This is a genomic window from Streptomyces drozdowiczii (assembly GCF_026167665.1).
In the GTDB taxonomy this organism is placed as follows: Bacteria; Actinomycetota; Actinomycetes; order Streptomycetales; family Streptomycetaceae; genus Streptomyces; species Streptomyces drozdowiczii_A.
Genome location: NZ_CP098740.1, coordinates 1,444,853 through 1,471,791, shown reverse-complemented (window position 1 = coordinate 1,471,791; position 26,939 = coordinate 1,444,853). Strand labels below are relative to the sequence as shown.

Below are 26,939 nucleotides of genomic sequence, written 5' to 3'. Positions count from 1 at the left end.
TTCACCGGCGAGGGGGACATGACAGAACACTAATCAGAAATGACCAAGGTCCGCACACCGGACGACTGTTGACGATGTATCGGTGGCTGAAAACCACAAGCACCTGGCCGCTCACGCGCCGCACGCCCCTCGCTAGGATTCGGTGCGGGCCGCGACCGCGAAGGCGCGGCCGGCCAGCGCCCGAGCAAGCGTCATACCGCCCCGGCGCCCCGGCGGGAGAGCCGCCGGGCGGACGGCCGGGACATCAAGTGAGTGGAGAGCCAGTCATGCGTGGAGGCAGCATCGCCGTGGTCGGCGGGAGCATAGCGGGGTGTGCCACGGCCCTGGCCGCGTCGCGCGCCGGAGCGGACCGCGTCACCGTCTTCGAGCGCGCCGACGCCGAACTCCGGGACCGGGGCGTCGGAATCGCCCTCCAGAGCGACCGCTACGAGGAGCTGAGAGAGGCCGGATACGTGGCCCCCGAGATGCCCTGGGCGCCGCTGACCCGGCGGGTGTGGAGCGTACGGGACGGAGACGCGCCGCACGGCCGGGGCTTCGGGCAGCAGCCGTTCCCGTTCCGCGCCTACAACTGGGGCTCGCTCTGGAGCGAGCTGCGCAGCCGGGTCCCCGAGGGCGTCGACTACCGCTCCGGCGCCGTCGTCACCGCCGTGGAGCCGGCCGACGACGGGGTGGCGCTGCGGCTCGCCGACGGCCACCAGGAGCGGTTCGACCTGGTCATCGGCGCCGACGGCTACCGCTCCGTGGTCCGCGAGGCCATGTTCCCCGGCATCAGCCCCGAGTACGCCGGCTACATCGGCTGGCGCGGCGCCTCCGAGGACGTCGAGGGGCTGCCGTCGGACGGGCTCGACGCCCACAACATCGTCTTCCCCGGCGGCCACTGCATGATCTACCGCATCCCGGACGGCACCGGCGGCCACCGCCTCAACTGGGTGCTCTACACCACGCCCCCGCAGACCGACGGCCTCCACCCGGACCTGCGCACCCCCACCTCGCTCCCGCCCGGCCGCCTCAACTCCGAGCTGACCGACTGGCTGCGCGCCCTGGTCGCCGACCACTTCCCGCCGTTCTGGGCGGACAAGGTGCTCGGCACGCCCGCCGGGACCACCTTCATCCAGCCCATCTACGACCTGGTCGTCCCGCACTACACGTCGGGCCGGATGGCGCTCGTCGGCGACGCCGCCAGCGTCGCCCGCCCGCACGTCGGCGCCGGCAGCGTGAAGGCGCTCCAGGACGCGACCGCCCTGGAGGCCGCCTGGATCGCCGGGGACAGCTGGAAGGACGTGCTGGAGCGTTACGACGCCGGGCGCGGCGCGGTCGGCTCCGCCATGGTCGCCCTCGCCCGCCGCATGGGCAGCACCCAGGTGGAGAACACCCCGGACTGGTCGGCCATGCACCAGCCCGAGTTCGACGCCTGGTGGCAGGACCAGAACAGCGGCTCCGACCGCAGCAGCGGCTTCGGCGGCCACAGCCTGAAGGTGAGGTAACCCCGGGAGCGCGAGGGGGCCGTCACCGCCCCCTCGCGCCCGTCAGGACGCCGCGGGCGCGAGTTCCAGCGCCGCGTGCAGGGCCGTCGGGTCCTTGCGGGCCTCCGCCCCGTCCAGCCGCAGCGCCACCCGGCCCGACGTCAGGACCGTCAGCGTGTCCGCGCACCCGGCCGCCGTCGCCGGGCTCGGCGACACCAGGAGTACGGCGATGCCCTCGGCGGCCAGCGTCGTCACCAGGTCGTGCACCTGGCGGACCAGGGCCGGGGCCAGGCCCTCCGTCGGCTCGTCGAGGAGCAGCACGCTCGGCGAACCGAGCAGCGCCCGGGCCAGGGCCAGCATCTGCTGCTCCCCGCCCGACAGGTCCGTGCCCCGGTTCCCCCGGCGCTCGCCCAGCCTCGGCAGCAGATCGAGGACCCGCTCGGGCGTCCACACACTCGGCCGCGAGGCGTCGCCCCGGCGCGGCGGACGGTACGAGAGCCGCAGGTGCTCGGCGACGCTGAGGTTGGCGAACACCCGGCGCCCCTGCGGTACGAGACCGACCCCGGCGCGGGCGATCCGGTGCGCGGGCTGCCCCGTGACGTCCCGGCCGTCCAGCCGTACCGTGCCCGCGTCCGGGCGCATCAGACCGGCGACGGTGTGGACGAGCGTCGTCTTGCCCGCGCCGTTGTGGCCGACGACGGCGTGCACCGTGCCGGCGGGCACCGCCAGGTCGAGGCCGTGGAGGACCGTGCCGCCGTGGTAGCCCGCGGTCAGGCCCGTGAGTTCGAGCATCGGGGGTCGGTCATCCTCTCGCTTCGGGGCTGCCGGTGACGAGCTCCGGCACCGTGTTCTGGTACGCGTCGCGGACCTCCGGGTGGGCGAGCGCCTCCGCTGTCGGCCCGGTCACCAGCACCCGCCCGGCCGCCAGCACGGTCACCGACGTGGCGACCTGGGCGACCACCTCGACGTGGTGCTCGACCAGCACGACCGCCACGCTCTCGGGCAGCGCCCCGAGGATGGCGAGCAGCCGGCCGATGTCGCCGTCGGTCAGCCCGGCCGCCGGCTCGTCCAGGAGCAGCAGCCGGGGGTCGCCCGCCAGGGCCGCGGCCAGGTCCAGCATGCGGCGCTGCCCGTGCGAGAGCTCCGAGGCGGGGCGGTGCGCCAGGTGCGCGAGGCCGACCGTCTCCAGGTGCCGCCCCGCCGACTCGGTGTGCAGCCGGTAGCGGGACGGGCTGCGCCAGGCGCCCCGGCGCTTCGGGTGGTGCGCCCATCCGGCCAGCACGATGTTGTCCAGGACGGTCAACTCGCTGATGACGGACGGCTGCTGGAAGCTGCGCGCGATGCCCAGCCGGCTGCGCTTCGCGGTGGACGCCCGGGTGACGTCCGCCCCGTTCAGCGCGATCGTGCCCCGGTCGGGCCGGTCGGTGCCGGCGATGAGATTGAGCAGGGTCGTCTTGCCGGCGCCGTTGGGCCCGATGACGGCGTGCCGGGCGCCCGGGGCAGCCGCAGCGCGACGTCGTCCACGGCGGTGAGGCTGCCGTACCTGCGGGTGAGGTGGTCGAGGTCCAGCACGGGGACCGGCTCCACGGCTTCGGGTGCGGGTGTCATGGAGAGACCTTCCCGGAGGGGGCGGCGGGCACGGGGCGGCCGACGACGGTGCGCAGCCCGGCCAGGCCGCGCGGCAGCAGATACACGGCGGCGATGAACAACGCCCCGAGCAGCAACGGCCCGTGGCCGGGCCAGGAGCCGGCGACCCAGTCCCGGGTGAACACGATCAGCCCGGCGCCGAGCAGGGCGCCGATGACCGAGGTCGTACCGCCGATGACGACCGCGAGCAGCGCGAACGCGGCGATCTCGAAGCCCACGTCGGCGGGGGAGAGGTACTGCTGCACGGTCACCATCAGCGAGCCGCCCACCCCGGCCAGCGCGCCCGCGCAGACGTGGGCCACCAGGAGATAGCGCCCCACCGGGTGTCCGGACGCGCGCATCCGCGCCTCGGCGCCCCGGGTCCCGGTCAGCAGCTTGCCGGCCGGGGAGCGCAGCACCAGCAGGGTGAGGGCGACGGCGACGACCGCGACGACCGCCGCGTACACGTACAGCTCGCGCTCCTCGGTCATGCCCTCGCCGCCCCACAGCGCCCGGGTGGCCGGGAAGCCGACCAGCCCGTCGGCGCCGCCGGTGACGGACTTGACCTGGTTGATCACCGCACTGGTCAGCTCGCCCACCGCCAGGGTGATCATCAGCACGGTCGTGCCCCGGGCGCGGATGACCGCGGGCCCGGTCACCGCCGAGAACACGGCCGCCGCGAGCGCCGACAGGACGATCTGGACCGGGCCCACCGTCCACCCGGCGTCGGCCAGATTGGCGGTGGCGTACGCGCCCACGGCGAACGGGGCGGTCTGCCCGAGCGTGGGCAGACCGGCGTACCCGGTCAGCACGGTGACGCTGACGGCGAGCAGCCCGAGCGCCAGGGCGGACCCGGCGAGCGAGAGGCTGTACGAGTCGAGCACCCCCGGCAGCGCGAAGAGGACGACGAGCAGCACGAGCAGCGGGACGGCCTGACGCCATCCGGCCCCGTGCAGCCGGGAACCGAGCCGCCCGGAGGCCGCCGGAGCGGGCGCCGCCGCCGCGCGCGGCCGGTTCTCCCAGCGGGCGGCGAGGAGCCGGCGCAGCCGGGAGACCGGGTCGGAGGACGGGCCGCGCTCCTCGTGCGCCTCCGGCTCCGTGAAGCGGGAGCGGAACACCAGGACCGCCGCCATCGCGGCGAACAGCAGGTACGGCGCCAGGTCCGGCAGGACCGAGACGCCCAGGGTCTGGACCTCGCCCACGGCGACCGCCGCCGCGAACGTCGCCCACAGCGAGCGGAGCCCGCCGAGGACGACGACCACGAGGGACAGCATCAGCACGTTCTCGGAGGTGCCGGGTCCGGGGCCGATGATCGGCGCCCCGAGCACGCCCGCCGCACCGGCCAGCGCGCCCGCCGCGGCGAGCACCCCGGTGTGCACGGCGCGGGGGTTGTGGCCGGTGGCGGCGAGCATCTGGGGGTCGTCCGCCGACGCGCGTACCGCCGCGCCCACCCGGGTCCGGGTGAGCACCCACGTACCGAAGGCCGCCAGGGCGACGGCCATGGCGATGAAGCAGAGCCGGTACGCGGGATAGCGGTGGCCCAGCAGGTGGACCGAGGAGTCGAGCGCGCCGGGGACGCGCACCGGCAGCTCGTCGGCGCCGAAGAACTGGATCAGCAGGTCCCCGCCGACGAGGGCGATCCCGAACGTCAGCAGGGCCTGCGCGAGATGCCCACGCCGGGCGAGCGGAACCGTGGCGGCGGAGAGCCCCGCCCCGGCGAGGGCCGCGGCCGCCGTTCCGGCCGCGAGCCCGAGGACGAGGCCGCCCCACGTTCCGTCGCTCAGCTCGGCGCCGGTGTAGGCGCCGATCGCGTACAGCATGCCGTGCGAGAGGTTCAGTACGCCGGCCGTGCCGAACGCGAGACTCAGGCCGGCGGCGACCACGAACAGCAGCAGCCCGTAGGCCACGCCGTCCACCGCCGGCACGAGGTGGGCATCGAGCAGATCCATGTCAGCCGCCGAGGGTCGCCAGGTCCTGGACCATGACGTTGGACAGCTGGTTGCCGTCCGGGCGCACCTGGCGCAGGTACCACGTCTGCACCGGGGCGTGCGCCTTCTCGCTGAACTCCCAGTTGCCGCGCGGGCTGTCGATCTGGCCCAGGCTCGCGATCGCCTTGTTGATCGTCTGCGGCGTCACGTCACCCTTCTTCGCGGCGTCCGCGATGGCCTTGTCGAGCACGGCCGCGGCGTCGTAGGACGACATCGCGTACGTGGTCGGCTGGGTGTCGTGCTCGGCGGTCCAGTCGGCGGCGAACTTGCGGTTGGCCGCGTTGTCGAGGTCCGGCGCGTAGTTCAGGACGGAGTAGATGCCCTTGGCGGCCTGGCCCTCGGCCTGGAGCACGCTGCCCTCGGTGACGAAGGCGGTGTAGAGCGGCAGGTCGGCGACGTCGGACTGCGCGTACTGCTTGGCGAAGTCGATCGCGGCCTTGCCGGCGTAGAAGCAGTAGACCGCCTTGGCGTCGGTCTTGGCGATCTCCGCGAAGTACGGCATGAAGTTGGTCGTCTTCGGGAACGGCGTCCACTTGGTCTTGCCGTCGGGGTTGGCGAGCTTGCCGCCGATGCGCTTGAACTCGTCGGTGAAACCGCGCAGTTCGTCGTAGCCGCCCTGGTAGTCCGGTCCGATCGCGTAGACCGGGCCGTCCACCTTCTCCTTGACGTACGGGGCGATGGCCTTGCCCGGCTCGTCGGACATGAAGCTCGTCGTCCACACGTACTCGGGGTCCTTGACCTCGGGACGGGCGTTGGAGCCGAGGAAGGGGATCTTCGCCTGGCCGACCAGCGGCAGCACCGCGTTGACCGAGCCACCGCTGACCAGGCCGGTCAGCACGTCGACCTTGTCCTTCTTGACCAGCTTGGTGGCGGCCGGGACGGCGGTCGGCGGACCGTCGCCCTCGTCGGCCACGATGAGATCGACCTTGTACCCGCCCAGCTTGTTGTCGTGCGTCTTCAGATACAGGTCGAAGCCGTCGCGCAGGTCGGTGCCGACCGGCTTGTAGGTGCCGGAGAGCGAGGCGACCAGGCCCACCTTGACGGTCTTGTCGCCGGAGCCGCTGTCGCTGCTGCATCCGGTGACGGCGGCCAGGCCGAGGGCGAGGGCGGCGGCGCCGACCGGCCGGACGAATCTGCGGTGGCGGGCGCGGCGGGGTATGTCGAAGAACATGAGTGCTCTCATCGGGGGAGTGGTTGGGCAACGGTGTGACCCGACCGCGGAGTCGGCTCCGCGGACGGGTCGGTACGACCGGGGGGACGGCCGGGTCAGCGTGTGGGGGAGGTGTGCGGGGAACGGACCTGGGGGACAGCGAGTCGCCGACCTGGTTGATCAGCTCGGACATCATGTAGCTGACCTCGCCGATGTCCGCGTCCCTGGTGGTCATGACCAGGAGCGAGGCGCCGCTGGAGACGGCCATGGAGAACATGTAGCCGCCCTCCATCGCGGTGAGGCTGTGCTCCACCGGGTCGGTTTCGGTGAGCTGCGCGGCCGCGGACAGCAGGTTCACGACGCCGGAGGCGATGGCGGCCAGCCGGTCGGCGTCGTCGCGCTCCACGCCGGTGTACGCGAGCGCGAGTCCGTCCACGGACACGGCTATCGCCTGGGTGACTTCCGGGATGCGTCCGGCGAAGTCGCTCAGGATCCAGCTCAGGTCGGTGGGTGAGGTCATTTCTTGGTCCGTTCGGTGTCGTCATTGTTGGCGGGACGCCCGCGGGGGTTCGTGCTCCGGCTGATGCCCTGGGCGTAGGCCGCCAGGACGTCGGATACCTGCCGGGAGTCCCGGCGGCGGGGGGTCGGCCGCGGCGCACCGGCGCCGGACCGCTGTTCGGTACCGGCCCGCTTCTCCCGTGCGGGCCACTGCTGGGGCGCGGTGCGCTTGCGGACCGGGAGCCCGGAGGCGCTGACGCCCGCGATGCGCGAGGCCGGCTCGTCGTGCACGGGGTGCGGGGCGGGTGCGTCGGCGGCCTCGGTACGGGCCGGGGCCTCGTGCTCCTCGCGCGTGCCCGGGGCGCCCGCGCGGGCGCCGACGCCCGCGCCGACCGGGCGGCCGACCCGTCCGCGTACGGTGTCCTGCTTCCGGCGGGTGACGACCGTACGGGGCGACTCGAAGCCGTTCTCCGTGGGCGGGGTCGGTTCCTCGGACACCTCGGCCAGCACCTCCTTGGGGAGGGTGACCTCGGCGATGGTGCCGGGGCCCGAGGAGTCGCGCAGCTCGACAACGATGCCGTGCCGGGCGGCGAGGCGCGCCACGACGTGCAGACCCATGGACCGCACGTCCCCGATGCCCGCCTTCGGCTCGCGCAGACCGGCGTTGAGCACGGCGCGGCGGTCCGCCGAGATGCCCACGCCCTCGTCCACGATCTGGACGACGGCCCGGTCCCAGAGCCGCCAGACGGCGACCCCGACCTGGGCGTCGGGCGGGGAGAAGCGCGTGGCGTTGTCGAGGAGTTCCGCCAGGATGTGCGCGACGTCGTGCACGGCGCGGGCGGCGATGCCGATGCCGGCCTCGATCGCGCCGAGGGACACCCGGTCGAAGCGCTCGATCTGCTGGGCCGCCGCCACGATGACGGTGGAGCAGCCGATGTCGGCGGAGCGCACCCGGGCGTTGCCGTAACCGCCCAGCACCAGGAGGTTGTTGGTGTTGCGCTCCATGCGGATCGCGAGGTGGTCCAGCGCGAAGAGCGTCTTCATGCGCTCCGGGTCGGCCTCGTCGCGCTGCACCGTGTCCAGCTCGGACACCATGACGCTGGTCAGCTGGGCGCCCCGGCGGGCGACCCGGACCAGGGTCTCGGCGAACTGCTCGTGCACCCGGGCCTGTTCGGCCGCGAGGCGCACGGCCTCGTGGTGGACGGCGTTGAACGCCTCGCCGACCTCACCGATCTCGTCCCCGCTCGTGGTCTCGACGGGGTTGCCGGTGCGTTCGGCGACCTGCTCGGGCGTGGACCCGCTGAGCGCGCCGGGCTGGGACAGCTCGCTCATGACGGCGGGCAGCCGGGTGTGGGCCACCTCGTGCGCGGCGTTGCGCAGGTCGCGCAGCCGGCGGATCATGACCCGGCCGAGGCGGACGGCGACGAGGACGACCCCGACGAGGGTCAGCAGCACGAGGGCGACCTCGGCGCCGGCGGTCCACAGCAGCCTGGTGCGCTCCGCGTCGACGGTGGCGGCGACCGAGTCGTCGATCCGCCCCTCGACCTGGTGCAGCAGGGTCTGCCGGTCGTCGGACGCCTTCTGCCACTCCTTCGGGGTGACGCCGATCGGCTTGCTGGTGTCCGTGCGGCCGATCCGGTCCTCCAGCTTGCGGGACTCCAGGGCCTTCGGGCCGGACAGGGTGCGCTCCAGCCAGGACCGCCACTCGCTCGGGCCGAGGCTGAACATCACGCCCGTCGACTCGGTGTAGCCGAGCCGGCTCGCGTCGAAGGTGCGCTGGGAGGCCGCGGTGAAACCACCGGCGGCCTGCGCCCTCATGACGGTGATCTGCTGCTGCGCGGTGTGCTCGGCGGCCTCGGAGAGCGCGGCGGCCGCGCGGATGCGGTCGGCGATGTCGGCGTCGACACCGTCGGCCTGCGCGATGCCGTCGCGGTAGCCGTTGAGGTCCGCGATCACGATCCGGTAGCCGAAGGCGAGCGCGGAGATGGTGGTGCTGCCCGAGCGCACCTGGGCCCGCAGGGCGGGGAGTTCGTCGATGAAGCGGTCGATGCGGTCCAGCGCCTCCTGGGCGCTTCCGGGCACCTCGGAGAGACCGCCGGTGCGGCTCTTGAAGGAGGCGATGCTCTTGTCGGTCGCGTCGGAGCTCGCCTGGAAGGCGGACGAGTCCCCCTGATCGGAGACCAGTGCGGTGGCCGCGGCGCGCTCACGTTGCAGCTGGTGAGTTAAATCGGCTGCGCCGGCGGCGACGTCGACCATGTCGGCCAGCCGGTTCGCCTGGAGTGCCTGGTTGGTGGCGGGTGCGAGGGCCAGGGCCGAGAACGTGACCGCGACGGTGAGGGGAGCGGTGACCAGCAGGACGAGGCGGCGATTGATTTTCACTGCGCGGCTCCGTCGCCGGAACCGGGCTTGAGTATCGGTGACACGCAGATACCTGTTAACGGGTTGTGGGGTGTCGGTAGGGACGCTCGTACATCGTGCGCACAGTTACGGATGGGACGGGTGGGGTGGATGGGGCTCGCATTGCGCGGCTTGATCCTATGCCTAGTGCACAACGCCGGATGCGTGCAGCGCCGAAAATTTGCGTTCAGTTCGCTGCGCGAAAGCGGTCGGATTCGGTCAAGTGTGGCTGTCGGGCGTCTGATTGGCCCCAGTGTGCGCGGCTCAACGGCCTCCACACAGGTGCGCCACGTCGGGAGAAGTCGCGTCCGATTAGCGAAGGCGACGATTCGTCACCGCGTCCGCACCGAGGTGAACAGGCCATCCTGAAACGGCACATGACCTCCACGGCACGCCGCCTTGACCTGACGCATGACGGCGCCATGACAGCGCCCGCCCGGCCACCACGGGCCGGGCGGGCGAGGGGAGTTGCTCAGGCGCCCACGTACCGCGCCAGGTGCTCGCCCGTGAGGGTCGAGCGCGCCGCGACCAGGTCGGCGGGGGTGCCCTCGAAGACCAGCGTGCCGCCGTCGTGACCGGCGCCGGGCCCCAGGTCGATGATCCAGTCGGCGTGCGCCATCACGGCCTGGTGGTGCTCGATGACGACGACCGACTTGCCGGAGTCCACCAGCCGGTCCAGCAGCCCGAGCAGCTGCTCCACGTCCGCGAGGTGCAGTCCGGTGGTCGGCTCGTCCAGCACGTACACCCCGCCCTTCTCGCCCATGTGCGTGGCGAGCTTCAGCCGCTGCCGCTCACCGCCGGAGAGCGTGGTCAGCGGCTGGCCGAGGCTGAGGTAGCCGAGCCCGACGTCCACCAGCCGTTCGAGGACCCGGTGCGCGGCCGGCGTGCGCGCGTCACCGGAGCCGAAGAACTCCTCGGCCTCCGCGACCGACATCGCGAGGACCTCGCTGATGTCCCGCCCGCCCAGCCGGTATTCGAGCACCGACGCCTGGAACCGCTTGCCCTCGCACTCCTCGCACACCGTGGCGACGCCCGCCATCATCGCGAGGTCCGTGAAGACGACGCCCGCGCCGTTGCACGTCGGGCACGCCCCCTCGGAATTGGCGCTGAACAGCCCCGGCTTCACGTCGTTGGCCTTGGCGAACGCCTTCCGGACCGGGTCCAGCAGCCCGGTGTACGTGGCCGGGTTGCTGCGCCGCGAACCGCGGATCGCGCTCTGGTCGACCGTGACCACGCCGTCCCGCCCGGCCACCGAGCCGTGGATCAGCGAGCTCTTCCCGGACCCGGCGACACCCGTGACGACGGTCAGCACGCCGAGCGGGATGTCCACGTCGACGCCGCGCAGGTTGTTCGCGGACGCGCCCCGCACCTCCAGCGCACCGGTGGGCTCGCGGGTGTCCGCCTTCAGGGTCGACCGGTCGTCGAAATGGCGCCCGGTGACGGTGTCCGAGGCGCGCAGCCCGTCGACGGTGCCCTCGAAGCAGACGGTGCCGCCGCCCGTACCGGCGCCCGGGCCGAGGTCCACGACGTGGTCGGCGACCGCGATCGTCTCCGGCTTGTGCTCCACCACCAGCACGGTGTTGCCCTTGTCGCGCAGGCGCAGCAGCAGGTTGTTCATCCGCTGGATGTCGTGCGGGTGCAGCCCGGCGGTGGGCTCGTCGAAGACGTAGGTGGTGTCGGTGAGCGAGGAGCCGAGGTGGCGGATCATCTTGACGCGCTGCGCCTCGCCGCCGGACAGCGTGCCGGCGGGGCGGTCGAGCGCCAGATAGCCGAGGCCGATCTCCACGAACGAGTCCAGGGTCTCCCCGAGCGCGGTGAGCAGCGGCGCCACCGAGGGCTCGTCCAGCTCACGGATCCAGGCGGCCAGGTCGCTGGTCTGCATCGCGCAGGCATCCGCGATGCTGATGCCCGCGATCTTCGAGGACCTGGCGCCCTCGCTGAGCCGGGTGCCGTCGCAGGCCGGACAGGTGGTGAAGGTGACCGCGCGCTCCACGAACGCCCGGATGTGCGGCTGGAGGGAGTCCTTGTCCTTGGACAGGAACGACTTCTGGATCTTGGGGATCAGCCCCTCGTACGTGAGGTTGACGCCCTCCACCTTGACCTTGGTGGGCTCCCGGTAGAGGAAGTCCCGCATCTCCTTCTCGGTGAACTTCGCGATCGGCTTGTCCGGGTCGAGGAAACCGGACTCGGCGTAGACCCGGACGGTCCAGAAGCTGTCGGACTTCCAGCCGGGGATCGTGAACGCGCCCTCGGCCAGGGACTTGGAGTCGTCGTAGAGCTGGGTGAGGTCGATGTCCGAGACGGTGCCCCGGCCCTCGCACTCGGTGCACATCCCGCCGGTCCGCTGGAAGGTCGCCTTCACGGCCTTCTTGTTGCCGCGCTCGACGGTGATCGCCCCGCTGGCCTTCACCGACGCGGTGTTGAAGGAGTACGCGCTGGGCGGGCCGATGTGCGGGGTGCCGAGGCGGCTGAAGAGGATGCGCAGCATGGCGTTGGCGTCGGTCGCCGTGCCCACGGTCGAGCGGGTGTCGCCGCCCATCCGCTGCTGGTCCACGATGATCGCGGTGGTCAGCCCCTCCAGGACGTCCACCTCGGGCCGGGCCAGCGTGGGCATGAACCCCTGCACGAAGGCGCTGTACGTCTCGTTGATCAGCCGCTGCGACTCGGCGGCGATGGTGTTGAACACCAGCGAGCTCTTGCCGGACCCGGAGACGCCCGTGAACACCGTCAGCCGGCGCTTCGGGATCTCGATGCTGACGTCCTTGAGATTGTTCACCCGCGCCCCGTGCACACGGATCAGATCGTGGCTGTCGGCGGCGTGCGGACGCGTGCCCTTGCCGGTGGCCCTGCTCATCGTGCCTCCCTGGTGTTCACGGCCTCACGCTAGCGGCGTCCCGGGCAGCGGGGCTTCTCGATTCCTGACCGGCCGCGTCACCTGCTTCGCCACGCAGGACGGGATGCCCGCGGTGGCCTGCGCCGCCTTCTGCCGGTAGACGCTCGGCGCCATCCCGACCAGCTCAGTGAAGCGCGTGCTGAAGGTGCCGAGCGAGGAGCAGCCGACCGCGAAGCACGCCTCGGTGACACTCATGTCCCCCCGGCGCAGCAGCGTCATCGCGCGCTCGATGCGCCGGGTCATGAGATAGCCGTACGGGGATTCCCCGTACGCCTTCCGGAACTCGCGGCTGAGGTGCCCCGCCGACATGTGCGCGCCGCGCGCCAGCGCCTCGACGTTCAGCGGCTGGGCGTAGTCGCGGTCGATCCGGTCGCGGACCCGGCGCAGCCGCGCCAGGTCGCGCAGGTTCTGCGCCGCGTCGGGTTTGCTCGTCACGCTCGAAGCGTACGTCGTGGGGGAGTGCCCCGCCCGGGTATCGCGCCCCCGGATCAGGTGCGGGTGGCCGTGTCGCAGTCCGAGGCGTCCCGGCCGTTCACGCGCTCGTCCATGGAGGTGTCCCGCTCGTACGGGTCGACCTCCGCGGCGCCGTCCGAGGGCCCGGGCTCCTTCTCGAAATCGGGGCGGAAGTAGCCGGTGGTGTTCTCGCAGCCCCCGTTGGCGGCGTCCAGCCGGTACGACGTCAGCGAGAAGGTCCCCGGCGCCGTGATCACCTTGTCGGGGTCGTCCCAGCTCATCACGATCTCCCGGCGGGCGATCGTACGGGCGACCGCGTCGCTGTCCCCGGAGGCCCGCCCGACGGCGTAGACGAAGGTGACATCGGCGGTGATCTCGACCGCGCCCCGCTCGCCCTCCCGGTACCTCAGCTCGCCGCGCGTCTTGACCACGTCACCCGCCAGGCGCGCGTACGACGGGTCGAAGCGGCTGAACAGCAGCAGCGGGTCGTCCTCCCGGGTCGGGGAGTCGAAGGCGTTCGCCAGGTAGTCGCTGATGCCGGGCTGCTTCGTGTTGAGGGCCGCGATCGCCTTCGCTGGCCGTTCCCCGCGCAGCACCGCCGGATCGAGGCCGGCGTCGGAGAGGAAGGCCAGGCTGCTGTCGAGCGCGTCGGACACCTGCTTCTCGCTCATCCACCCGGTCGCCCGCGCCGAGGGCATCCTGATCCCGGCCGTCCCGGCGGCCCAGTGCTCCGCCGGTGACCCCTTGAACGGGTCGTCCGGCGTGGCGGCCCCGGGCGTCGCCGCCGTGGCGCCGCCCCCGCCGTGGAAGCCGAGCCAGCCCGCCGCCCGGCCCGGGACCAGGGCCACCACGAGCAGCGCGACGACGACCACCAGGCCCACCACGTACCCGACCCGGCCGCGCCGCCGGGGCGGCTGGTGGGTGCGCCACCCCGGGGCGGGCCGGTCTCCTCGCGCAGCCGCTGGGTCACCATCCGGGCCCGGGCGGACGGCTCCTCGGGGGCGCCGGGGGTCCCGGCCTCCGCCTCCCGCAGGAAGCGCTCCCACTCCTCGTCCGGTATGGATGACCCGTCCGTGTCCACGCTGTGCCCCCGCTGATCCGTTTTCCGTATCATCACACAGCCCGGTGGCACCGAAGTGCGCACCGGGCTGCCGTGGTTGGGCTCCGGGGGTTACGGCTTGCGGCCGACCGCGACGTAACCCGGGGTGACGATCTCGCCCGTGCCGGGGACCGGCTCACCGAGCTCGGGGTGCCATGCCTCGGCGGCGACGATGCCGGGCTCCACGATCTCCAGGCCGTCGAAGAACGAGGCGAACTGGTCGCGGGTGCGCGGCGCCAGCGTCAGGGTGTTGGCCTTGTACATCTTGTCCACCTCGCGCGCCTCCTCCGGGTGGAAGTCGGCGGTGATCTGCGAGATGACCATGTAGCTGCCGGGGGCGAGCACATCGGTCAGCCGGCGCACCAGCTCGTACGCGCCGTCCTCGTCGCTCACGAAGTGCAGCAGCGCGATCATCGACAGCGCGACCGGCTCGCTGAAGTCCAGGGTCTTGCCCGCGTGTTCGAGGATGGTGTCGACGTTCCGCGCGTCCGCCTGCACATAGTCGATGACGCCCTCGGGCGTGCCCTTGAGCAGCGCCTCGGCGTGCGCCAGCACGATCGGGTCGTTGTCGCAGTAGACGACCCGGGTGGCGGGGGCGGCCTCCTGGGCCACCTGGTGCAGGTTGGGCTCGGTGGGTATACCGGTGCCGATGTCGAGGAACTGGCGGACACCCTGGGTGGACAGCCAGCGCGTGGCGCGGTGCATGAAGGCGCGGTTGATCTTCGCCATGACCGGGACGTTCGGCTCGACGGCCAGCATCTGACGGCCCATGGCCTCGTCCACCGGGTAGTTGTCCTTGCCGCCCAGGAACCAGTCGTACATCCGCGCGGGATGCGGCTTGCTGGTGTCGATGAGCGGGGCGGTGGGGTCGTTCTCCGGTCGGGACATGGCCAACTCCAGGGTGCGGGAGGTGCTGCGGATGATCAGCTCGGGCCCACCTTAAGCAACTCCGTCGCCGAGCAGGGAGAGTTCGGCCGCCGATGAGAGTTACCAATGCGTAACTTACTCATGGGTTACCACCGGTAAGGCCCGCTGTTAGCTTGCGCTCACCCGTACTTCCGGAGCAGAGCGAGGAGTGAGCCTTGAGCCGCAAGGACCGTTCGCGTTCCACCCTTCCCCCACGCCGCGTCCGTCCCTTCCGCGCCGCGGCCGTCGCCGTGACCGCGGCGGCCTGCGTGGCCGCGTACGCCGCGCCCGCGTCCGCCGCCGACGGCACCGAGCCCGTCGTGTCCCGGGGCGTGACCATCCCCGCGTTCTACGACCCGCCCGCCCAACTGCCCGCCGCCAACGGGGCGCTGATCCGCACCGAGCCCCTGCCGCTCGCCCTGAGCCTGCCGGGCCTGGACGGCCGCCCGATGCCGGGCACCGCCACCCGCCTCATGTACCGCACGACCGACTCCAACGGGCAGCCGGCCGCGGTGACCGGCGCCTACATCGAGCCCTCGGCCGCCTGGAAGGGCGGCGGCGCCCGCCCGCTGGTCGCACTGGCCTCCGGCACCATGGGCCAGGGCGACCAGTGCGCGCCCTCGCTGGCCCTCCAGCACCCGCTGGCCGTCACCCCCGAGTCCGTGTCGATCGGCTACGAGACCCTGTCCGTCTACCGGCTGCTGGCGGCCGGTGTCGCCGTCGTCGTCACCGACTACGTGGGCCTCGGCACGACCGACCGCCTCCACACCTACGTCAACCGGGTGGACGAGGGCCACGCGCTGCTCGACGCGGTCCGCGCCGCGCACCAGCTGCCCGCCACCTCGCTGACGGCCGCGTCCCGGACGGGCCTGTACGGCTACAGCCAGGGCGGCGGGGCCAGCGCCTCGGCCGCCGAACTCCAGCCCTCGTACGCCCCCGAGATCCAGCTCGCCGGGACTTATGCGGGGGCGCCGCCCGCCGACCTGACCGCGACCATGAAGGGCATCGACGGCAGCGCCCTGGCCGGGGCCCTCGCCTGGTCGATCAACGGTTTCGCGCAGGCCGACGCCGATCTGCGGGCCGTCGTGGAGGCCAATATCAACGACGCCGGGCGGGCCGCGCTGAAGAACGCCTCGACCATGTGCGTCGGCGACGCGATCCTCGGCTACGGCTTCGCGAAGAGCTCCAAGTGGACGACGACCGGCAAGTCCCTCGGCGAGATCATCGCTGCCGAGCCCAAGGCGCGGGCCGCGCTCGACAAGCAGCGCATCGGCACCCTCAAGCCGTCCGGCCCGGTCCGGGTGGCGACCGGCACCCAGGACGACATCGTGCCGCACGCCCAGGCGCGGCAGCTCGCCGTCGACTGGTGCCGCAAGGGCGGCGACGTCACGTACGACGCCGTCATCCTGCCCAACCTCGGCGACAAGATCCTCACCAACCACATGGTCCCGCTCCTCACCGACCAGGGCGACGCCATCTCCTGGCTGACCGACCGCCTGGCGGGCAAGCGCACCACCTCCAACTGCTGGTCGATGCCGATCCAGCCCTGACCGCACCGCCCTCGCCCGCTCCGGTCCGCGCCCACGGAAAACCCCGTGCGCGCGGACCGGTCCGCGGTTAGGGTCGGCGCATGAACCTCCACCAGCTCTACGGCTGACGGGGCCGGGGCTCGCCCCCGACCCCGTCCGGCACACCGTGTCCACGCGCCCACCGACCGGCCCTCGCCGGGGTGGCGACGCGCCGGTCTGCCGTGTCCGCTTCCGCCGTAGAACTGAAACGAGTGATTCCCCCATGACATCTGTGACACCTCGCCGCGCACACATCGCCATGATCGGCATCCCCGCCGTGAGCCACGTCCTGCCGAGCATCGAGGTCATCCGCGAACTGGTGGCCCGCGGCCACCGCGTCACCTACGCCAACGACCCCGTGATGGCCGAGCGCATCGAGGCCACCGGCGCCACCTTCGTGCCGTACGACTCCGTGCTCCCGGTCGGTGACAGCAGCTGGCCCGACGACCCGATCGCCGCCATGGGCCTCTTCCTGGACGACGCCGTCCAGGCCCTGCCGCAGCTGCGCGCCGTCTACGACGAGGACCCGGCCGACCTGTATCTGTACGACATCGGCGCGTACCCGGCCCGGGTGCTCGCCGAGTCCCAGAACCGCCGCCTGATGCAGCTCTACCCGACCTTCGTCGGCTGGCGGAGTTACGAGAAGGACGTGGCCGCCCAGTTGTGGACGCTGCCCGGGGCCGACGCGTACCGCGCGCGGTTCACCGAGTGGCTGGCCGGGAACGGCGCCACCACGCTGGACATGGACGCCTTCACCGGCCGCCCCGACCACACCCTCGCCCTGATCCCCCGGGCGATGCAGCCGCACGCGGACGACGTGGACATGGACACCGTCACCTTCGTCGGGCCGTGCTTCGCCGGACGCGGCGAGGAGCAGAGCTGGACCCGGCCCGCCGGGGCGGAGAAGGTGCTCCTGATCTCACTGGGCTCCGCGTACACCAACCGCCCCGAGTTCTACCGCAATTGCCTGGCGGCCTACGGCGACCTGCCCGGCTGGCACGTCGTGCTCCAGGTCGGCAAGCAGACGGACCTGGCGGAGCTGGGCACCGTACCGGGCAATGTCGAGGTGCACCGGTGGGTGCCCCAACTGGCCATCCTCCAGCAGGCGGACGCCTTCATCACGCACGCCGGGATGGGCGGCAGCTCCGAGGGGCTGTACAGCGGAGTGCCCATGATCGCCGTGCCGCAGGGCGTCGACCAGTTCATGAACGCCGACAAGCTCGTCGAGCTGGGCGTCGCCCGCCGCATCGACACGGACGACGCCACCCCCGAGGCCCTGCGCGAAGCGCTCACCGCGCTGGTCGACGACCCCGGGGTCGCCCGGCGTTCGGCGCGGCTGCGGGAGGACGCCCGGGCGGAGGGCGGCACCCCGCGCGCCGCCGACCTGGTGGAGGAACTGCTCGGCTGAAACGGGGCCGGCCGGGGCGGTGGGCGGGTTGTCCGCGCTCACCGCCCCGGCCGGGCGCCCCAGTTGACGAGGTATCAGCCCCTGCGGGTGTTGATCTCCTCGGTGAGCTGGGGGACGACGGCGAAGAGGTCGCCGACGACGCCGTAGTCCACGAGGTCGAAGATCGGGGCCTCGGCGTCCTTGTTGACCGCGACGATGGTCTTCGAGGTCTGCATCCCGGCCCGGTGCTGGATCGCGCCGGAGATACCGTTGGCGATGTAGAGCTGCGGGGAGACGGACTTGCCGGTCTGGCCGACCTGGTTGGTGTGCGGGTACCAGCCCGCGTCCACCGCGGCGCGAGACGCGCCCACGGCCGCGCCCAGCGAGTCCGCCAGGGCCTCGATGACCGCGAAGTTCTCCGCGCCGTTGACGCCGCGGCCACCGGAGACCACGATCGCGGCCTCCGTCAGCTCCGGACGGCCCGTGGACTCACGCGGGGTACGCGAGAGGACCTTCGTACCGGTGGCCTGCGCCGAGAAGGTGACCGCCAGCTCCTCCACCGCACCCGCACCGGCGACCGGCTCGACCGGGGCGGAGTTCGGCTTCACCGTGATGACCGGGGTGCCGTGCGTGATCCTGGACTTCGTGGTGAACGACGCGGCGAACACCGACTGCGTCGCCACCACACCCTCCGCACCGGCCTCGACGTCGACCGCGTCGGTGATGATGCCGGAGCCGATCCGGACGGCGAGGCGGGCCGCGATCTCCTTGGCCTCCGCGGAGGAGGACAGCAGCACGGCGGCCGGGGACACGGCGTCGAAGGCGGCCTGGAGCGCGTCCACCTTCGGTACGACGAGGTAGTCGGCGAACTCGGGGGCGTCGGCGGTCAGCACCTTGACCGCTCCGTGCTCGGCCAGCACGTCGGCGGTGTCGGCGGCACCGTTGCCCAGGGCGACGGCCACGGGCTCACCGATGCGGCGGGCGAGCGTCAGCAGCTCCAGGGTGGGCTTGCGGACGGCACCGTCCAGGTGGTCGACATAGACGAGAACTTCAGCCATGGGACTTCAATCTCCTGCGTGTGCGAAGTAGGCGGGGGTGGCGAACGGGATGCCGGGGCTCAGATGAACTTCTGGCCGGCCAGGAACTCGGCCAGCTGCTTGCCGCCCTCGCCCTCGTCCTTCACGATCGTGCCCGCGGTACGGGCCGGACGCTCGGTCGCGGAGTCGACCGCGGTCCACGCACCCGCCAGACCCACCTCGTCCGCGTCGATCCCCAGATCGTCCAGGTCCAGGGACTTCACCGGCTTCTTCTTCGCCGCCATGATCCCCTTGAACGACGGATAACGCGCCTCACCCGACTGGTCGGTCACCGACACCACCGCCGGAAGCGACGCCTCCAACTCCTCCGACGCACTGTCCCCGTCCCGGCGGCCCCGCACCACACCGCCCTCGACCGACACCTGCGACAGCAGCGTCACCTGCGGCACACCCAGCCGCTCCGCCAGCAGCGCCGGAACCACACCCATCGTGCCGTCCGTCGACGCCATGCCCGAGATCACCAGGTCGTACCCGGTCTCCTCGACCGCCTTCGCCAGCACCAGCGACGTACCCAGCGCGTCCGTACCGTGCAGATCGTCGTCCTCGACGTGCACCGCCTTGTCCGCACCCATCGACAACGCCTTGCGCAACGCGTCCTTGGCATCCTCCGGACCCACCGTCAACACGGTGACCTCCGCGTCATCAGCCGCCTCCGCGATCTGCAACGCCTGCTCGACCGCATACTCGTCCAGCTCCGACAGCAGACCGTCGACGTCCTCACGGTCCAACGTCAGGTCATCGGCGAAATGCCGGTCACCGGTCGCGTCGGGCACGTACTTCACAGTGACAACGATCCTCAAGCTCACGCCGGCTCTCCCTGTACCTGGTGGTGTCCTGCGGGAATTCTATGGCACTCAGTACCCTTCGTAAAGGTACCCGGTGCCGGACGGCCGGTTTCGGTGTTACGTTTCCGGCATGACCGAAGACCGCCGGCCGGCCAAGAAGCCCCCCATGCGTGACGTGCTCGCCGAGGCGGCCTTCGCGCTCTTCCTGGAGCGCGGGTTCGAGCGGACCACGGTGGACGACATCGTCGCCCGGGCCGGGGTGGGGCGGCGGTCCTTCTTCCGCTACTTCCCCTCCAAGGAGGACGCGGTCTTCCCCGACCACGAGGGCTGCCTCGCGGACATGACCGCCTTCCTGGCGGACGCCGACGGCACGGACCCGGTCGCCACGGTGTGCGACGGGGCCAGGCTGGTGCTGCGGATGTACGCGGAGAAGCCCGAGTTCTCCGTGCAGCGCTACCGGCTCACCCGCGAGGTGCCCGGCCTTCGCACGTACGAGCTCTCCGTGGTGCGCCGTTACGAGCGGACCCTCGCCGGCTATCTGGAGCGCCGCTGGGCCGACGACCCGGACGCCGGGCCCGACGCCGCGCTGCGCGCCGAGGTGATCGCCGCCTCGGTCGTCGCCGCGCACAACAACGGGCTGCGGTCCTGGCTGCGTTCGGGCGGCAAGGGTGACGCGGGGGCCGAGGTGGACCGGGCCCTGGAGCTGGTGCGCGCGGTGTGGGGCGGGGCGGAGGCGCGGCCCGTCGCGCCCGCGCCTGAGCCGGAGACCGCCGCCGTCTCCTCCGCCGTGAGCGACGAAGAGGTGATCGTCATGGTCGCGCGCAAGGGCGCCCCGATGTGGCGCGTGGTGCAGCACATCGAGTCCGCGCTCGGCACCGCGTAAGGGCCCCGGGGCGGCCCCTTCGCGAGTTCGCGGCACTCAGTGCCTTTACTCCTGGAACTAAGTGCCATACGGTGCCGGTGTGCCGTCGCCGAAGCTGCGGCGCACCGAGTCGAGCGCGGGAGGCGGAACGTGTTCAGTACCGGAACCGACGTGATGGGGCGGCCGGCCCGCGAGGCGGCGGAGGCGCACACCAGCCAGGAAGGGCTCGTCTATCAGGTGTGCCGCTGGTGCCACACCGCCTCCTTCCGCAAACTCCTGTGCCCCGTCTGCGCGTCGAGCGACCTCGAATCCGCGCACAGCGACGGCCACGGCGTGGTCATCCGCTCCAACGTGGTCAACCGCTACTCGCGCATCATGCGCAACGAGTCCCTGGTCCGCTTCCCCGAAGGCTTCGTCTACCGCTGCCGGATCGTGGGCGCGGCCCCGCACCTCGTGAACGTCGGCGACCGGGTACGACCGCTCGGCGGCCGCACCTCCGTGGCCGGCGAGGTCGTACTCGAGGTCTGCGACCCGCCCGGCTCGGCCGGCTGGTACTGAGGGCTCACGCCTCCAGATAGCGCAGCACGGCGAGGACGCGCCGGTTGTAGCCGGTGGTGTGCGCGAGACCCAGCTTGTCGAAGACGGCGTTGAGATTCTTCTCGACGGCACTCAGCGAGATGTGCAGCTTCCGCGCGATGGCCGCGTTGGTGTGGCCCTGCGCCAGCGCCTCCAGGACGGTGTGCTCGCGCGGGGTCAGCCGTGAGAGCGGATCACCGTGCGTGCTGCGGATGACCAACTGCCGTACGACCTCCGGGTCGAAGACGGCCCCGCCCGCGTGGATGCGCTCCAGCGAGTCCAGGAACTCCTCCACCTGCGCCACCCGGTCCTTGAGCAGATACCCGACCCGCTCCGCGTTCTCGGCGAGCAGCCGGGCGGCGTAGTTCCGCTCCACGTACTGGGAGAGCACGAGCACGCCGACGTCCGGCCGCCGCGCCCGGATCTCCACCGCCGCGCGCAGCCCCTCGTCCTTGTGCGTGGGCGGCATCCGGATGTCGGTGACGACGACGTCCGGCGCGTGCGCCGCGACCTGCGACAGCAGCGACTCCGCGTCACCCACCGCGCCCAGGACCTCATGGCCCTCCTCGGTGAGCAGACGGACCAGGCCTTCCCTGAGCAGGATCGAGTCCTCGGCGAGAATCACACGCACGGCAGCTCCGCGGTCACGGTGGTGGGGCCCCCGGCGGGGCTGTGGACGTCCAGCATGCCGTCGATCGCGGCGACCCGGCCGCGCAGCCCGGCGAGCCCGCCGCCCTCCGGGTCCGCGCCGCCGCACCCGTCGTCCTGGACGCACACGGCCAGCACGCCCTCCCTTCGCGCCACGCTCACCACGATGCCCTCGGCGCCCGAGTGCTTGGCGGCGTTGTTCACGGACTCGGACACCACGAAGTACGCGGCCGTCTCCACGGGCGCCGGCAGCTCCCCGGAGACCTCGTACGCCACCCGGACCGGGATCGGGCAGCGCTCCGCGACCCCGCCCAGCGCCTCCCGCAGACCCACGCTGTCCAGCGCCGTCGGATACACCCGCCAGGCGACTTCGCGGAGTTCGGCTAGCACCTCGCCCGCCTCCCGGTGCGCCTGCTCCAGCAGCGCGTCGGCGCGCTCGGCGTCCCGGGCGCGGCGGGCCCGGCCCAGCAGCATCGCCAGCGCGACCAGACGCTGCTGGACCCCGTCGTGCAGGTCCCGCTCGACCCGCCGGCGCTCCCGGTCCACCGCCCGCACCACCGCGGCCCGGCTGGCGGCCAGTTCACCGATGCGCCGCCGCAGCAACTCCCGGTCGTCGGGCCCGAAGCACTCCCGGGCGAGCCGGGCGTCCAGCGAGGCGAGCGAGAACAGCCCCTGCACGTCGAGAAAGAGGAGTACGGAGCCCAGGGCCACCTGGGCCGGCAACTCGCCCCAGCCGAGCGTGCCACGGGCCACGCCCACCGCGAGCAGCCCGGCCAGCACCAGGCCGAACCCGAGCAGCGCGGTCACCACCGCGCACAGCAGCCCGGAGGAGACGCGGCCGGCCAGATAGCGCAGGACCTGCTCGTCGGAGGCGCGGTGCGCGGGGAACAGGTCGCTGAAGAAGGCGGACCGGCGCCACCGCTCCGCCTCGGCCAGCCTTCTGGCCCCGGCGACCAGGAGGCGGTGCGCGGCGACCCTGGTGCGGGGCCACAGCAGGAGCGGCCCCAGGAGGGTCCCGGCCACCGCGAAGTACACCAGCCCGGCGAGGGCCGACGCGCAGCCGAGGAGCGTCCCCGTCACCCGGGACAGCCGGGCTGCCGGGCCGTGACCGGACGTGCCCGGCACCCCGGGGGAGACCTCCAGCACCGCGCCCCGCCCCTCCGCCTCGCGGCCCGGGGTTCTCTCGCCGGGGCCCTGGCGAACCATAGTGCCGGTCCCGCTCATCCGGCACCCCGACGGTGCCTGGCCCGCCCCGCCGCCGCGCGTGACCGGACGCGCACGACGACGTACAGCACCAGCGCCGCCGCGACCAGCAGCAGCACGGTCTCGGAGAGCACGCCGACGTAGTCGCCGACGGTGTCCCACTGGTCGCCGAGCCAGTAACCGGCCATCACCAGGACGGAGTTCCACGCCAGACTGCCCACCGCGGTCAGCCCGAGGAACGTCGGAAGCGGCATGCGTTCCAGGCCGGCCGGTACGGAGATCAGGCTCCGGAAGATCGGCACCATCCGGCCCAGCAGCACCGCCTTCGTGCCGTGCCGCAGGAACCACGCCTCGGTGCGCTCCAGGTCGGCGGCCCTCACCAGGGGCAGCCGTGCCCACAGCGCATGCACCCGGTCCCGCCCGAACAACGCCCCGATCCAGTACAGCACCGTCGCCCCCGCCACCGAGCCGAGCGTCGTCCAGAACAGCGCCGAGGCGAGCGACAGCACCCCCTGACCGGCGGCGAACCCGGTCAGCGGCAGGATCACCTCGCTCGGTAGCGGCGGGAAGAGATTCTCCAGGGCGATGGCCAGACCGGCCCCCGGAGCGCCGAGGGTGTCGATGAGGTCGGCCGCCCAGCCGGCGAAACCTCCGGCGGGTTCCTGGGGCAGAGCGAGTGGGACGGGATGCATGAAGGGGCTCCAGACGGCCGGGAGCCGAGGCACCCTGCCCCGGCTCCCGGCCACGCTAGGAATCGGGGGGCCGCGCCGGTATGAGGGTCGCCGCCGTCCGGGGTGCGGTTTACCGCAAACACCCCCGTCGAGGGTGGCGCGCCCTAGTCATCCGATGAACCTTGCGCGTTCTCTTCTCCCGGAGGGGCGGCGCCGTTACCATCGGGACGCGAAATGGGAGCGCTCCCACATCCGTTCACGCCCTTAACCGCCGTTGTCGGCGGTCCTGTTCGGAGGAGACGTTCCCGTGCGCACAAGCGCAAGACCCTTCGCCGCCCTGGTGGCGGCACTCACCCTCACCGCCGGGCTCTTCGCCGCCGGTGCGCCGGCGTCGGCGCGAGACCATGGCGCCACCGCGTCCGCCCAGGCATCCGATGTGTCCCTCGCGGCGGACACGTACGACTGGAAGAACGTCCGTATCGACGGCGGCGGTTTCGTCCCCGGGATCGTCTTCAACCGGTCCGAGAAGAACCTCGCCTACGCCCGCACGGACATCGGCGGCGCCTACCGCTGGGACCAGGCCGGCAAGCAGTGGAAGCCGCTGCTGGACTGGGTGGACTGGGACCACTGGGGCTGGACCGGGGTGGTGAGCCTGGCATCGGACTCCGTCGACCCGGACAAGGTGTACGCCGCCGTGGGCACGTACACCAACGACTGGGACCCCACCAACGGCGCGGTACTGCGCTCGTCGGACCGGGGCGCGACCTGGAAGGCGAGCACCCTGCCCTTCAAGCTCGGCGGCAACATGCCGGGCCGGGGCATGGGCGAACGCCTCGCGATCGACCCGAACAAGAACTCCGTGCTCTACCTCGGCGCACCGAGCGGCAACGGCCTCTGGCGGTCCACCGATTCGGGCGCCACCTGGTCCGAGGTGACGGCCTTCCCCAATCCGGGGAACTACTCCCAGGACCCGACCGACACCAGCGGCTACGGCAACGACAACCAGGGCATCGTCTGGGTGACGTTCGACGAGCGCAGCGGCAGCAGGGGCAGCGCCACCCAGGACATCTACGTCGGGGTCGCCGACAAGGCGAACACCGTCTACCGCTCCACGGACGGCGGGACCACCTGGTCGCGGATCGCCGGGCAGCCGACCGGATACCTGGCGCACAAGGGCGTACTGGACTCCGACAACGGCTACCTCTATCTGACCCTGAGCGACACCGGCGGCCCGTACGACGGCGGCAAGGGGCGGATCTGGCGGTACACCACCGCGACGGGGGAGTGGAAGGACGTCAGCCCGGTCGCCGAGGCCGACACCTACTACGGCTTCAGCGGGCTCACCGTGGACCGGCAGCACCCCGGCACGGTGATGGCGACCGCGTACAGCTCCTGGTGGCCCGACACCCAGATCTTCCGCTCCACGGACAGTGGCGCGACCTGGACCCAGGCGTGGGACTACACCAGCTACCCCAACCGCTCCAACCGCTTCACCCAGGACGTCTCCTCGGTGCCGTGGCTGACCTGGGGCGCCAACCCGACGCCGCCGGAGACCACGCCCAAGCTGGGCTGGATGACGGAGGCGCTGGAGATCGACCCGTTCGACTCGAACCGCATGATGTACGGCACCGGCGCGACGATCTACGGCACCGAGAACCTCACCAACTGGGATTCCGGCAGCCAGTTCACAATCACGCCGATGGTGAAGGGCCTGGAGGAGACCGCCGTCAACGACCTGGCCAGCCCGCCGTCCGGGGCGCCGCTGCTCAGCGCGCTCGGTGACATCGGGGGCTTCCGGCACACCGATCTCGACGCCGTGCCGGACATGATGTTCACCTCGCCCAACCTCACCTCCACCACGAGCATCGACTTCGCCGAGAGCAGCCCGAACACGGTGGTCCGGGTCGGCAGCGCCGACGCCGCGCCGCACATCGGCTTCTCGACGGACAACGGCTCCAACTGGTTCCAGGGCTCCGAGCCGTCCGGGGTGACCGGCGGCGGCACGGTCGCGGCGGCGGCCGACGCGAGCGGCTTCGTCTGGAGCCCCGAGGGCGCCGGGGTGCATCACACGACCGGGTACGGGAGTTCGTGGTCGGCGTCCACCGGGATACCGCAGGGCGCGACGGTCGAGTCGGACCGGAAGAACCCGAAGAAGTTCTACGGGTTCAAGGCCGGCACCTTCTACGTCTCCACGGACGGCGGCGCGACCTTCACGGCGAAGGCGTCGAGCGGCCTGCCCACCGAGGGCAACGTCCGCTTCAAGGCGGTCCCCGGCACCGAGGGCGACATCTGGCTGGCGGGCGGCGCCGCGACGGGCGCGTACGGCCTGTGGCACTCGACCGACTCGGGGGCGACGTTCACCCGGCTGAGCGGCGTCGGCGAGGCGGACTCCGTCGGCTTCGGCAAGGCGGCGGCGGGCGCCTCGTACCGGACGCTGTTCGTCTCCGCGAAGATCGGCGGGGTGCGCGGCATCTTCCGCTCCACCGACGCGGGGGCCTCCTGGACCCGCATCAACGACGATGCCCACCAGTGGGGTTGGACCGGCGCCGCGATCACGGGCGACCCGCGCGTCTTCGGCCGGGTGTACGTGTCCACCAACGGGCGCGGAATCATGTACGGCGACTCCTCGGACGGGGGCGGCACCGACCCCGGCACCGACCCGGGCACGGATCCCGGCACCGATCCGGGTACGGATCCCGGCACCGACCCGGGTGACGCCGCCTGTTCGGTGACGTACAAGGTCACCAACCAGTGGTCCGGCGGATTCCAGGCCGATGTGACCCTCACCAACACGGGCAGCACGGAGCTGAACGGCTGGAAGCTCGCCTGGACCTTCCCGGACGGTCAGAAGGTCGGCCAGATGTGGAACGCGACGGCCGCTCAGGACGGGGCGAAGGTGACGGCCGCCAACGTCTCCTGGAACGGCCGGGTGGCGCCGGGCGCGTCCGCGGGCTTCGGCTTCACCGGCACACTGACCGGCGGCAACACGGCCCCCGACGCCTTCTCGCTGGGCGACGAGGTCTGCGCCACCGGCTGACGCGGGGCGCGGGGCCCCGCGCGTGGGGGACGGACCTGGCGGCCGGGTCCGTCCCCCGACCCGCTCTTACTGGCCCCGTACAGGTTCGTCGGCCATACTGCCCGCCGTGGAGCAGCGCATAGACCCGAAGACCCAGCCCGCGTACGCCGCAGGGACCGACCCGGCGTACATCCCCGGTCTCACGGCCCCCCGACCCGCGCAAGCGGTGGAGGAGGAGCCGGAGAACACCGAGGAGCCCGCCGTCGCGGACGCCGTCCCCGAGCCGGCCGACGAGGTGCCGGTGGCGCAGGAGGAGGACGAGGAGGAGCAGGAGGAGACCGACGAAGAGGCCGCCGAGGGGCCCTCGTTCGAGGTGAGCGACCGGCGCGGCTCGATCTCGGCCGGGCCCGGGGGCGTCCGGTTCACGCTGGACGACCAGGAGGCGGACTTCGGCTGGGACGAGATCGGCGCGGTCGAGCTGAAGCCGGCCCGCTTCGGCCGCCGGTTCACCGTGACCGTCCACCTGTCGTCCCAGCGCTGGTTCAACGGCGAGGTCGAGGCGCCGTCGCGCGGCAGCCTCAAGGAGTGGACCGAGAACTTCGACGCGATCCTGGACACGCATTTCGAGGAGTCCTGACGGGGACCCTCCGCCT

19 protein-coding genes and 3 pseudogenes are annotated in these 26,939 nt (G+C 72.2%); 7 read left to right on the top strand and 15 right to left on the bottom strand.

The window, feature by feature from the left end; translation table 11 throughout:
- Positions 1-266 precede the first annotated feature (266 nt).
- On the top strand, positions 267-1,484 hold the full coding sequence (locus tag NEH16_RS06540; protein WP_265540029.1) for an FAD-dependent monooxygenase: 1,218 nt from the start codon (positions 267-269) through the stop codon (positions 1,482-1,484).
- A gap of 42 nt (positions 1,485-1,526) precedes the next feature.
- Here the strand turns inward: NEH16_RS06540 and NEH16_RS06535 are convergent, their stop codons facing one another.
- From NEH16_RS06535 to NEH16_RS06490, 10 genes and pseudogenes are all read right to left on the bottom strand, one after another.
- Positions 1,527-2,255, bottom strand: coding sequence for an ABC transporter ATP-binding protein (locus tag NEH16_RS06535; protein ID WP_265540027.1), 729 nt, complete (start codon positions 2,253-2,255; stop codon positions 1,527-1,529).
- A gap of 10 nt (positions 2,256-2,265) precedes the next feature.
- Positions 2,266-3,071, bottom strand: a pseudogene (locus NEH16_RS06530) (ABC transporter ATP-binding protein).
- On the bottom strand, positions 3,068-5,038 hold the full coding sequence (locus NEH16_RS06525; protein ID WP_265540025.1) for an ABC transporter permease: 1,971 nt from the start codon (positions 5,036-5,038) through the stop codon (positions 3,068-3,070). Before NEH16_RS06525 ends, NEH16_RS06530 begins: the two are co-directional and overlap by 4 nt.
- 1 nt (position 5,039) lies before the next feature.
- On the bottom strand, positions 5,040-6,248 hold the full coding sequence (locus NEH16_RS06520) for an ABC transporter substrate-binding protein (RefSeq protein WP_265547088.1): 1,209 nt from the start codon (positions 6,246-6,248) through the stop codon (positions 5,040-5,042).
- A 103-nt stretch (positions 6,249-6,351) separates the two neighbouring features.
- Positions 6,352-6,747: pseudogene (locus NEH16_RS06515) on the bottom strand (roadblock/LC7 domain-containing protein); the annotation flags it as partial.
- Positions 6,744-9,104 carry a sensor histidine kinase gene (locus NEH16_RS06510; RefSeq protein ID WP_265540023.1) on the bottom strand — a complete coding sequence of 787 codons (2,361 nt, stop codon included), beginning with the start codon at positions 9,102-9,104 and terminating at the stop codon, positions 6,744-6,746. The gene NEH16_RS06510 and the pseudogene NEH16_RS06515, both read right to left, overlap by 4 nt.
- Positions 9,105-9,594: 490 nt before the next feature.
- Positions 9,595-11,976 (bottom strand): excinuclease ABC subunit UvrA, encoded by a 2,382-nt coding sequence (locus NEH16_RS06505; RefSeq protein WP_265540021.1) that lies wholly within the window; start codon positions 11,974-11,976, stop codon positions 9,595-9,597.
- A 24-nt stretch (positions 11,977-12,000) separates the two neighbouring features.
- The gene (locus NEH16_RS06500) at positions 12,001-12,450 is read right to left on the bottom strand and encodes a helix-turn-helix transcriptional regulator (protein ID WP_073967666.1); all 450 of its coding nucleotides are present in this window, start codon (positions 12,448-12,450) and stop codon (positions 12,001-12,003) included.
- 53 nt (positions 12,451-12,503) lie between these two features.
- Positions 12,504-13,549, bottom strand: a pseudogene (locus NEH16_RS06495) (hypothetical protein).
- A gap of 90 nt (positions 13,550-13,639) precedes the next feature.
- Positions 13,640-14,455: an SAM-dependent methyltransferase gene (locus NEH16_RS06490; RefSeq protein ID WP_073967668.1), complete on the bottom strand. Its 816-nt coding sequence runs from the start codon at positions 14,453-14,455 to the stop codon at positions 13,640-13,642.
- A gap of 194 nt (positions 14,456-14,649) precedes the next feature.
- Here NEH16_RS06490 and NEH16_RS06485 point away from each other — a divergent pair, with 194 nt between their 5' ends.
- Positions 14,650-16,023, top strand: a complete 1,374-nt coding sequence (locus NEH16_RS06485; RefSeq protein ID WP_265540019.1) for a lipase family protein — start codon at positions 14,650-14,652, stop codon at positions 16,021-16,023.
- A 241-nt stretch (positions 16,024-16,264) separates the two neighbouring features.
- Positions 16,265-17,449 (top strand): macrolide family glycosyltransferase, encoded by a 1,185-nt coding sequence (locus NEH16_RS06480; protein ID WP_374215675.1) that lies wholly within the window; start codon positions 16,265-16,267, stop codon positions 17,447-17,449.
- Between the two features lie 74 nt (positions 17,450-17,523).
- Here NEH16_RS06480 and NEH16_RS06475 read toward each other — a convergent pair whose 3' ends face one another.
- Complete coding sequence (locus NEH16_RS06475; protein WP_265540015.1) at positions 17,524-18,486, bottom strand: electron transfer flavoprotein subunit alpha/FixB family protein; 963 nt, start codon at positions 18,484-18,486, stop codon at positions 17,524-17,526.
- Positions 18,487-18,545: 59 nt separating this feature from the next.
- On the bottom strand, positions 18,546-19,331 hold the full coding sequence (locus NEH16_RS06470) for an electron transfer flavoprotein subunit beta/FixA family protein (protein ID WP_093705338.1): 786 nt from the start codon (positions 19,329-19,331) through the stop codon (positions 18,546-18,548).
- Positions 19,332-19,440: 109 nt separating this feature from the next.
- Between NEH16_RS06470 and NEH16_RS06465 the strand changes: the two genes are divergently transcribed.
- Positions 19,441-20,193, top strand: a complete 753-nt coding sequence (locus NEH16_RS06465) for a TetR family transcriptional regulator (protein WP_265540012.1) — start codon at positions 19,441-19,443, stop codon at positions 20,191-20,193.
- A 129-nt stretch (positions 20,194-20,322) separates the two neighbouring features.
- Positions 20,323-20,730: a Zn-ribbon domain-containing OB-fold protein gene (locus NEH16_RS06460; protein ID WP_073966260.1), complete on the top strand. Its 408-nt coding sequence runs from the start codon at positions 20,323-20,325 to the stop codon at positions 20,728-20,730.
- Positions 20,731-20,734: 4 nt separating this feature from the next.
- Here the strand turns inward: NEH16_RS06460 and NEH16_RS06455 are convergent, their stop codons facing one another.
- From NEH16_RS06455 to NEH16_RS06445, 3 genes are read right to left on the bottom strand one after another with little or no spacing between them, the layout of a single operon-like run.
- Positions 20,735-21,379, bottom strand: coding sequence for a response regulator transcription factor (locus tag NEH16_RS06455; protein ID WP_164638970.1), 645 nt, complete (start codon positions 21,377-21,379; stop codon positions 20,735-20,737).
- On the bottom strand, positions 21,370-22,602 hold the full coding sequence (locus NEH16_RS06450; protein WP_265540009.1) for a sensor histidine kinase: 1,233 nt from the start codon (positions 22,600-22,602) through the stop codon (positions 21,370-21,372). The genes NEH16_RS06455 and NEH16_RS06450 overlap by 10 nt, the downstream gene beginning before the upstream one ends.
- Before the next feature lie 14 nt (positions 22,603-22,616).
- Entirely contained in the window at positions 22,617-23,291 is a 675-nt protein-coding gene (locus NEH16_RS06445) for a DedA family protein (protein ID WP_265540007.1), read from the bottom strand.
- Positions 23,292-23,577: 286 nt separating this feature from the next.
- Here NEH16_RS06445 and NEH16_RS06440 point away from each other — a divergent pair, with 286 nt between their 5' ends.
- Both NEH16_RS06440 and NEH16_RS06435 read left to right on the top strand, forming a co-directional pair.
- Entirely contained in the window at positions 23,578-26,307 is a 2,730-nt protein-coding gene (locus NEH16_RS06440) for a cellulose binding domain-containing protein (protein ID WP_343299506.1), read from the top strand.
- 106 nt (positions 26,308-26,413) lie between these two features.
- Complete coding sequence (locus NEH16_RS06435) at positions 26,414-26,923, top strand: hypothetical protein (RefSeq protein ID WP_265540005.1); 510 nt, start codon at positions 26,414-26,416, stop codon at positions 26,921-26,923.
- Positions 26,924-26,939: the final 16 nt, after the last annotated feature.

What these genes read in the sequence shown, in the direction of transcription:
- NEH16_RS06540 (WP_265540029.1), top strand. Translation starts at nt 267, where the DNA reads ATGCGTGGAGGCAGCATCGCCGTGGTCGGCGGGAGCATAGCGGGGTGT.
- NEH16_RS06505 (WP_265540021.1), bottom strand. Translation starts at nt 11,976, where the DNA reads ATGAGCAGGGCCACCGGCAAGGGCACGCGTCCGCACGCCGCCGACAGC.
- NEH16_RS06520 (WP_265547088.1), bottom strand. Translation starts at nt 6,248, where the DNA reads ATGTTCTTCGACATACCCCGCCGCGCCCGCCACCGCAGATTCGTCCGG.
- NEH16_RS06465 (WP_265540012.1), top strand. Translation starts at nt 19,441, where the DNA reads ATGACCGAAGACCGCCGGCCGGCCAAGAAGCCCCCCATGCGTGACGTG.
- NEH16_RS06480 (WP_374215675.1), top strand. Translation starts at nt 16,265, where the DNA reads ATGACATCTGTGACACCTCGCCGCGCACACATCGCCATGATCGGCATC.
- NEH16_RS06490 (WP_073967668.1), bottom strand. Translation starts at nt 14,455, where the DNA reads ATGTCCCGACCGGAGAACGACCCCACCGCCCCGCTCATCGACACCAGC.
- NEH16_RS06525 (WP_265540025.1), bottom strand. Translation starts at nt 5,038, where the DNA reads ATGGATCTGCTCGATGCCCACCTCGTGCCGGCGGTGGACGGCGTGGCC.
- NEH16_RS06535 (WP_265540027.1), bottom strand. Translation starts at nt 2,255, where the DNA reads ATGCTCGAACTCACGGGCCTGACCGCGGGCTACCACGGCGGCACGGTC.
- NEH16_RS06450 (WP_265540009.1), bottom strand. Translation starts at nt 22,602, where the DNA reads ATGGTTCGCCAGGGCCCCGGCGAGAGAACCCCGGGCCGCGAGGCGGAG.
- NEH16_RS06475 (WP_265540015.1), bottom strand. Translation starts at nt 18,486, where the DNA reads ATGGCTGAAGTTCTCGTCTATGTCGACCACCTGGACGGTGCCGTCCGC.
- NEH16_RS06445 (WP_265540007.1), bottom strand. Translation starts at nt 23,291, where the DNA reads ATGCATCCCGTCCCACTCGCTCTGCCCCAGGAACCCGCCGGAGGTTTC.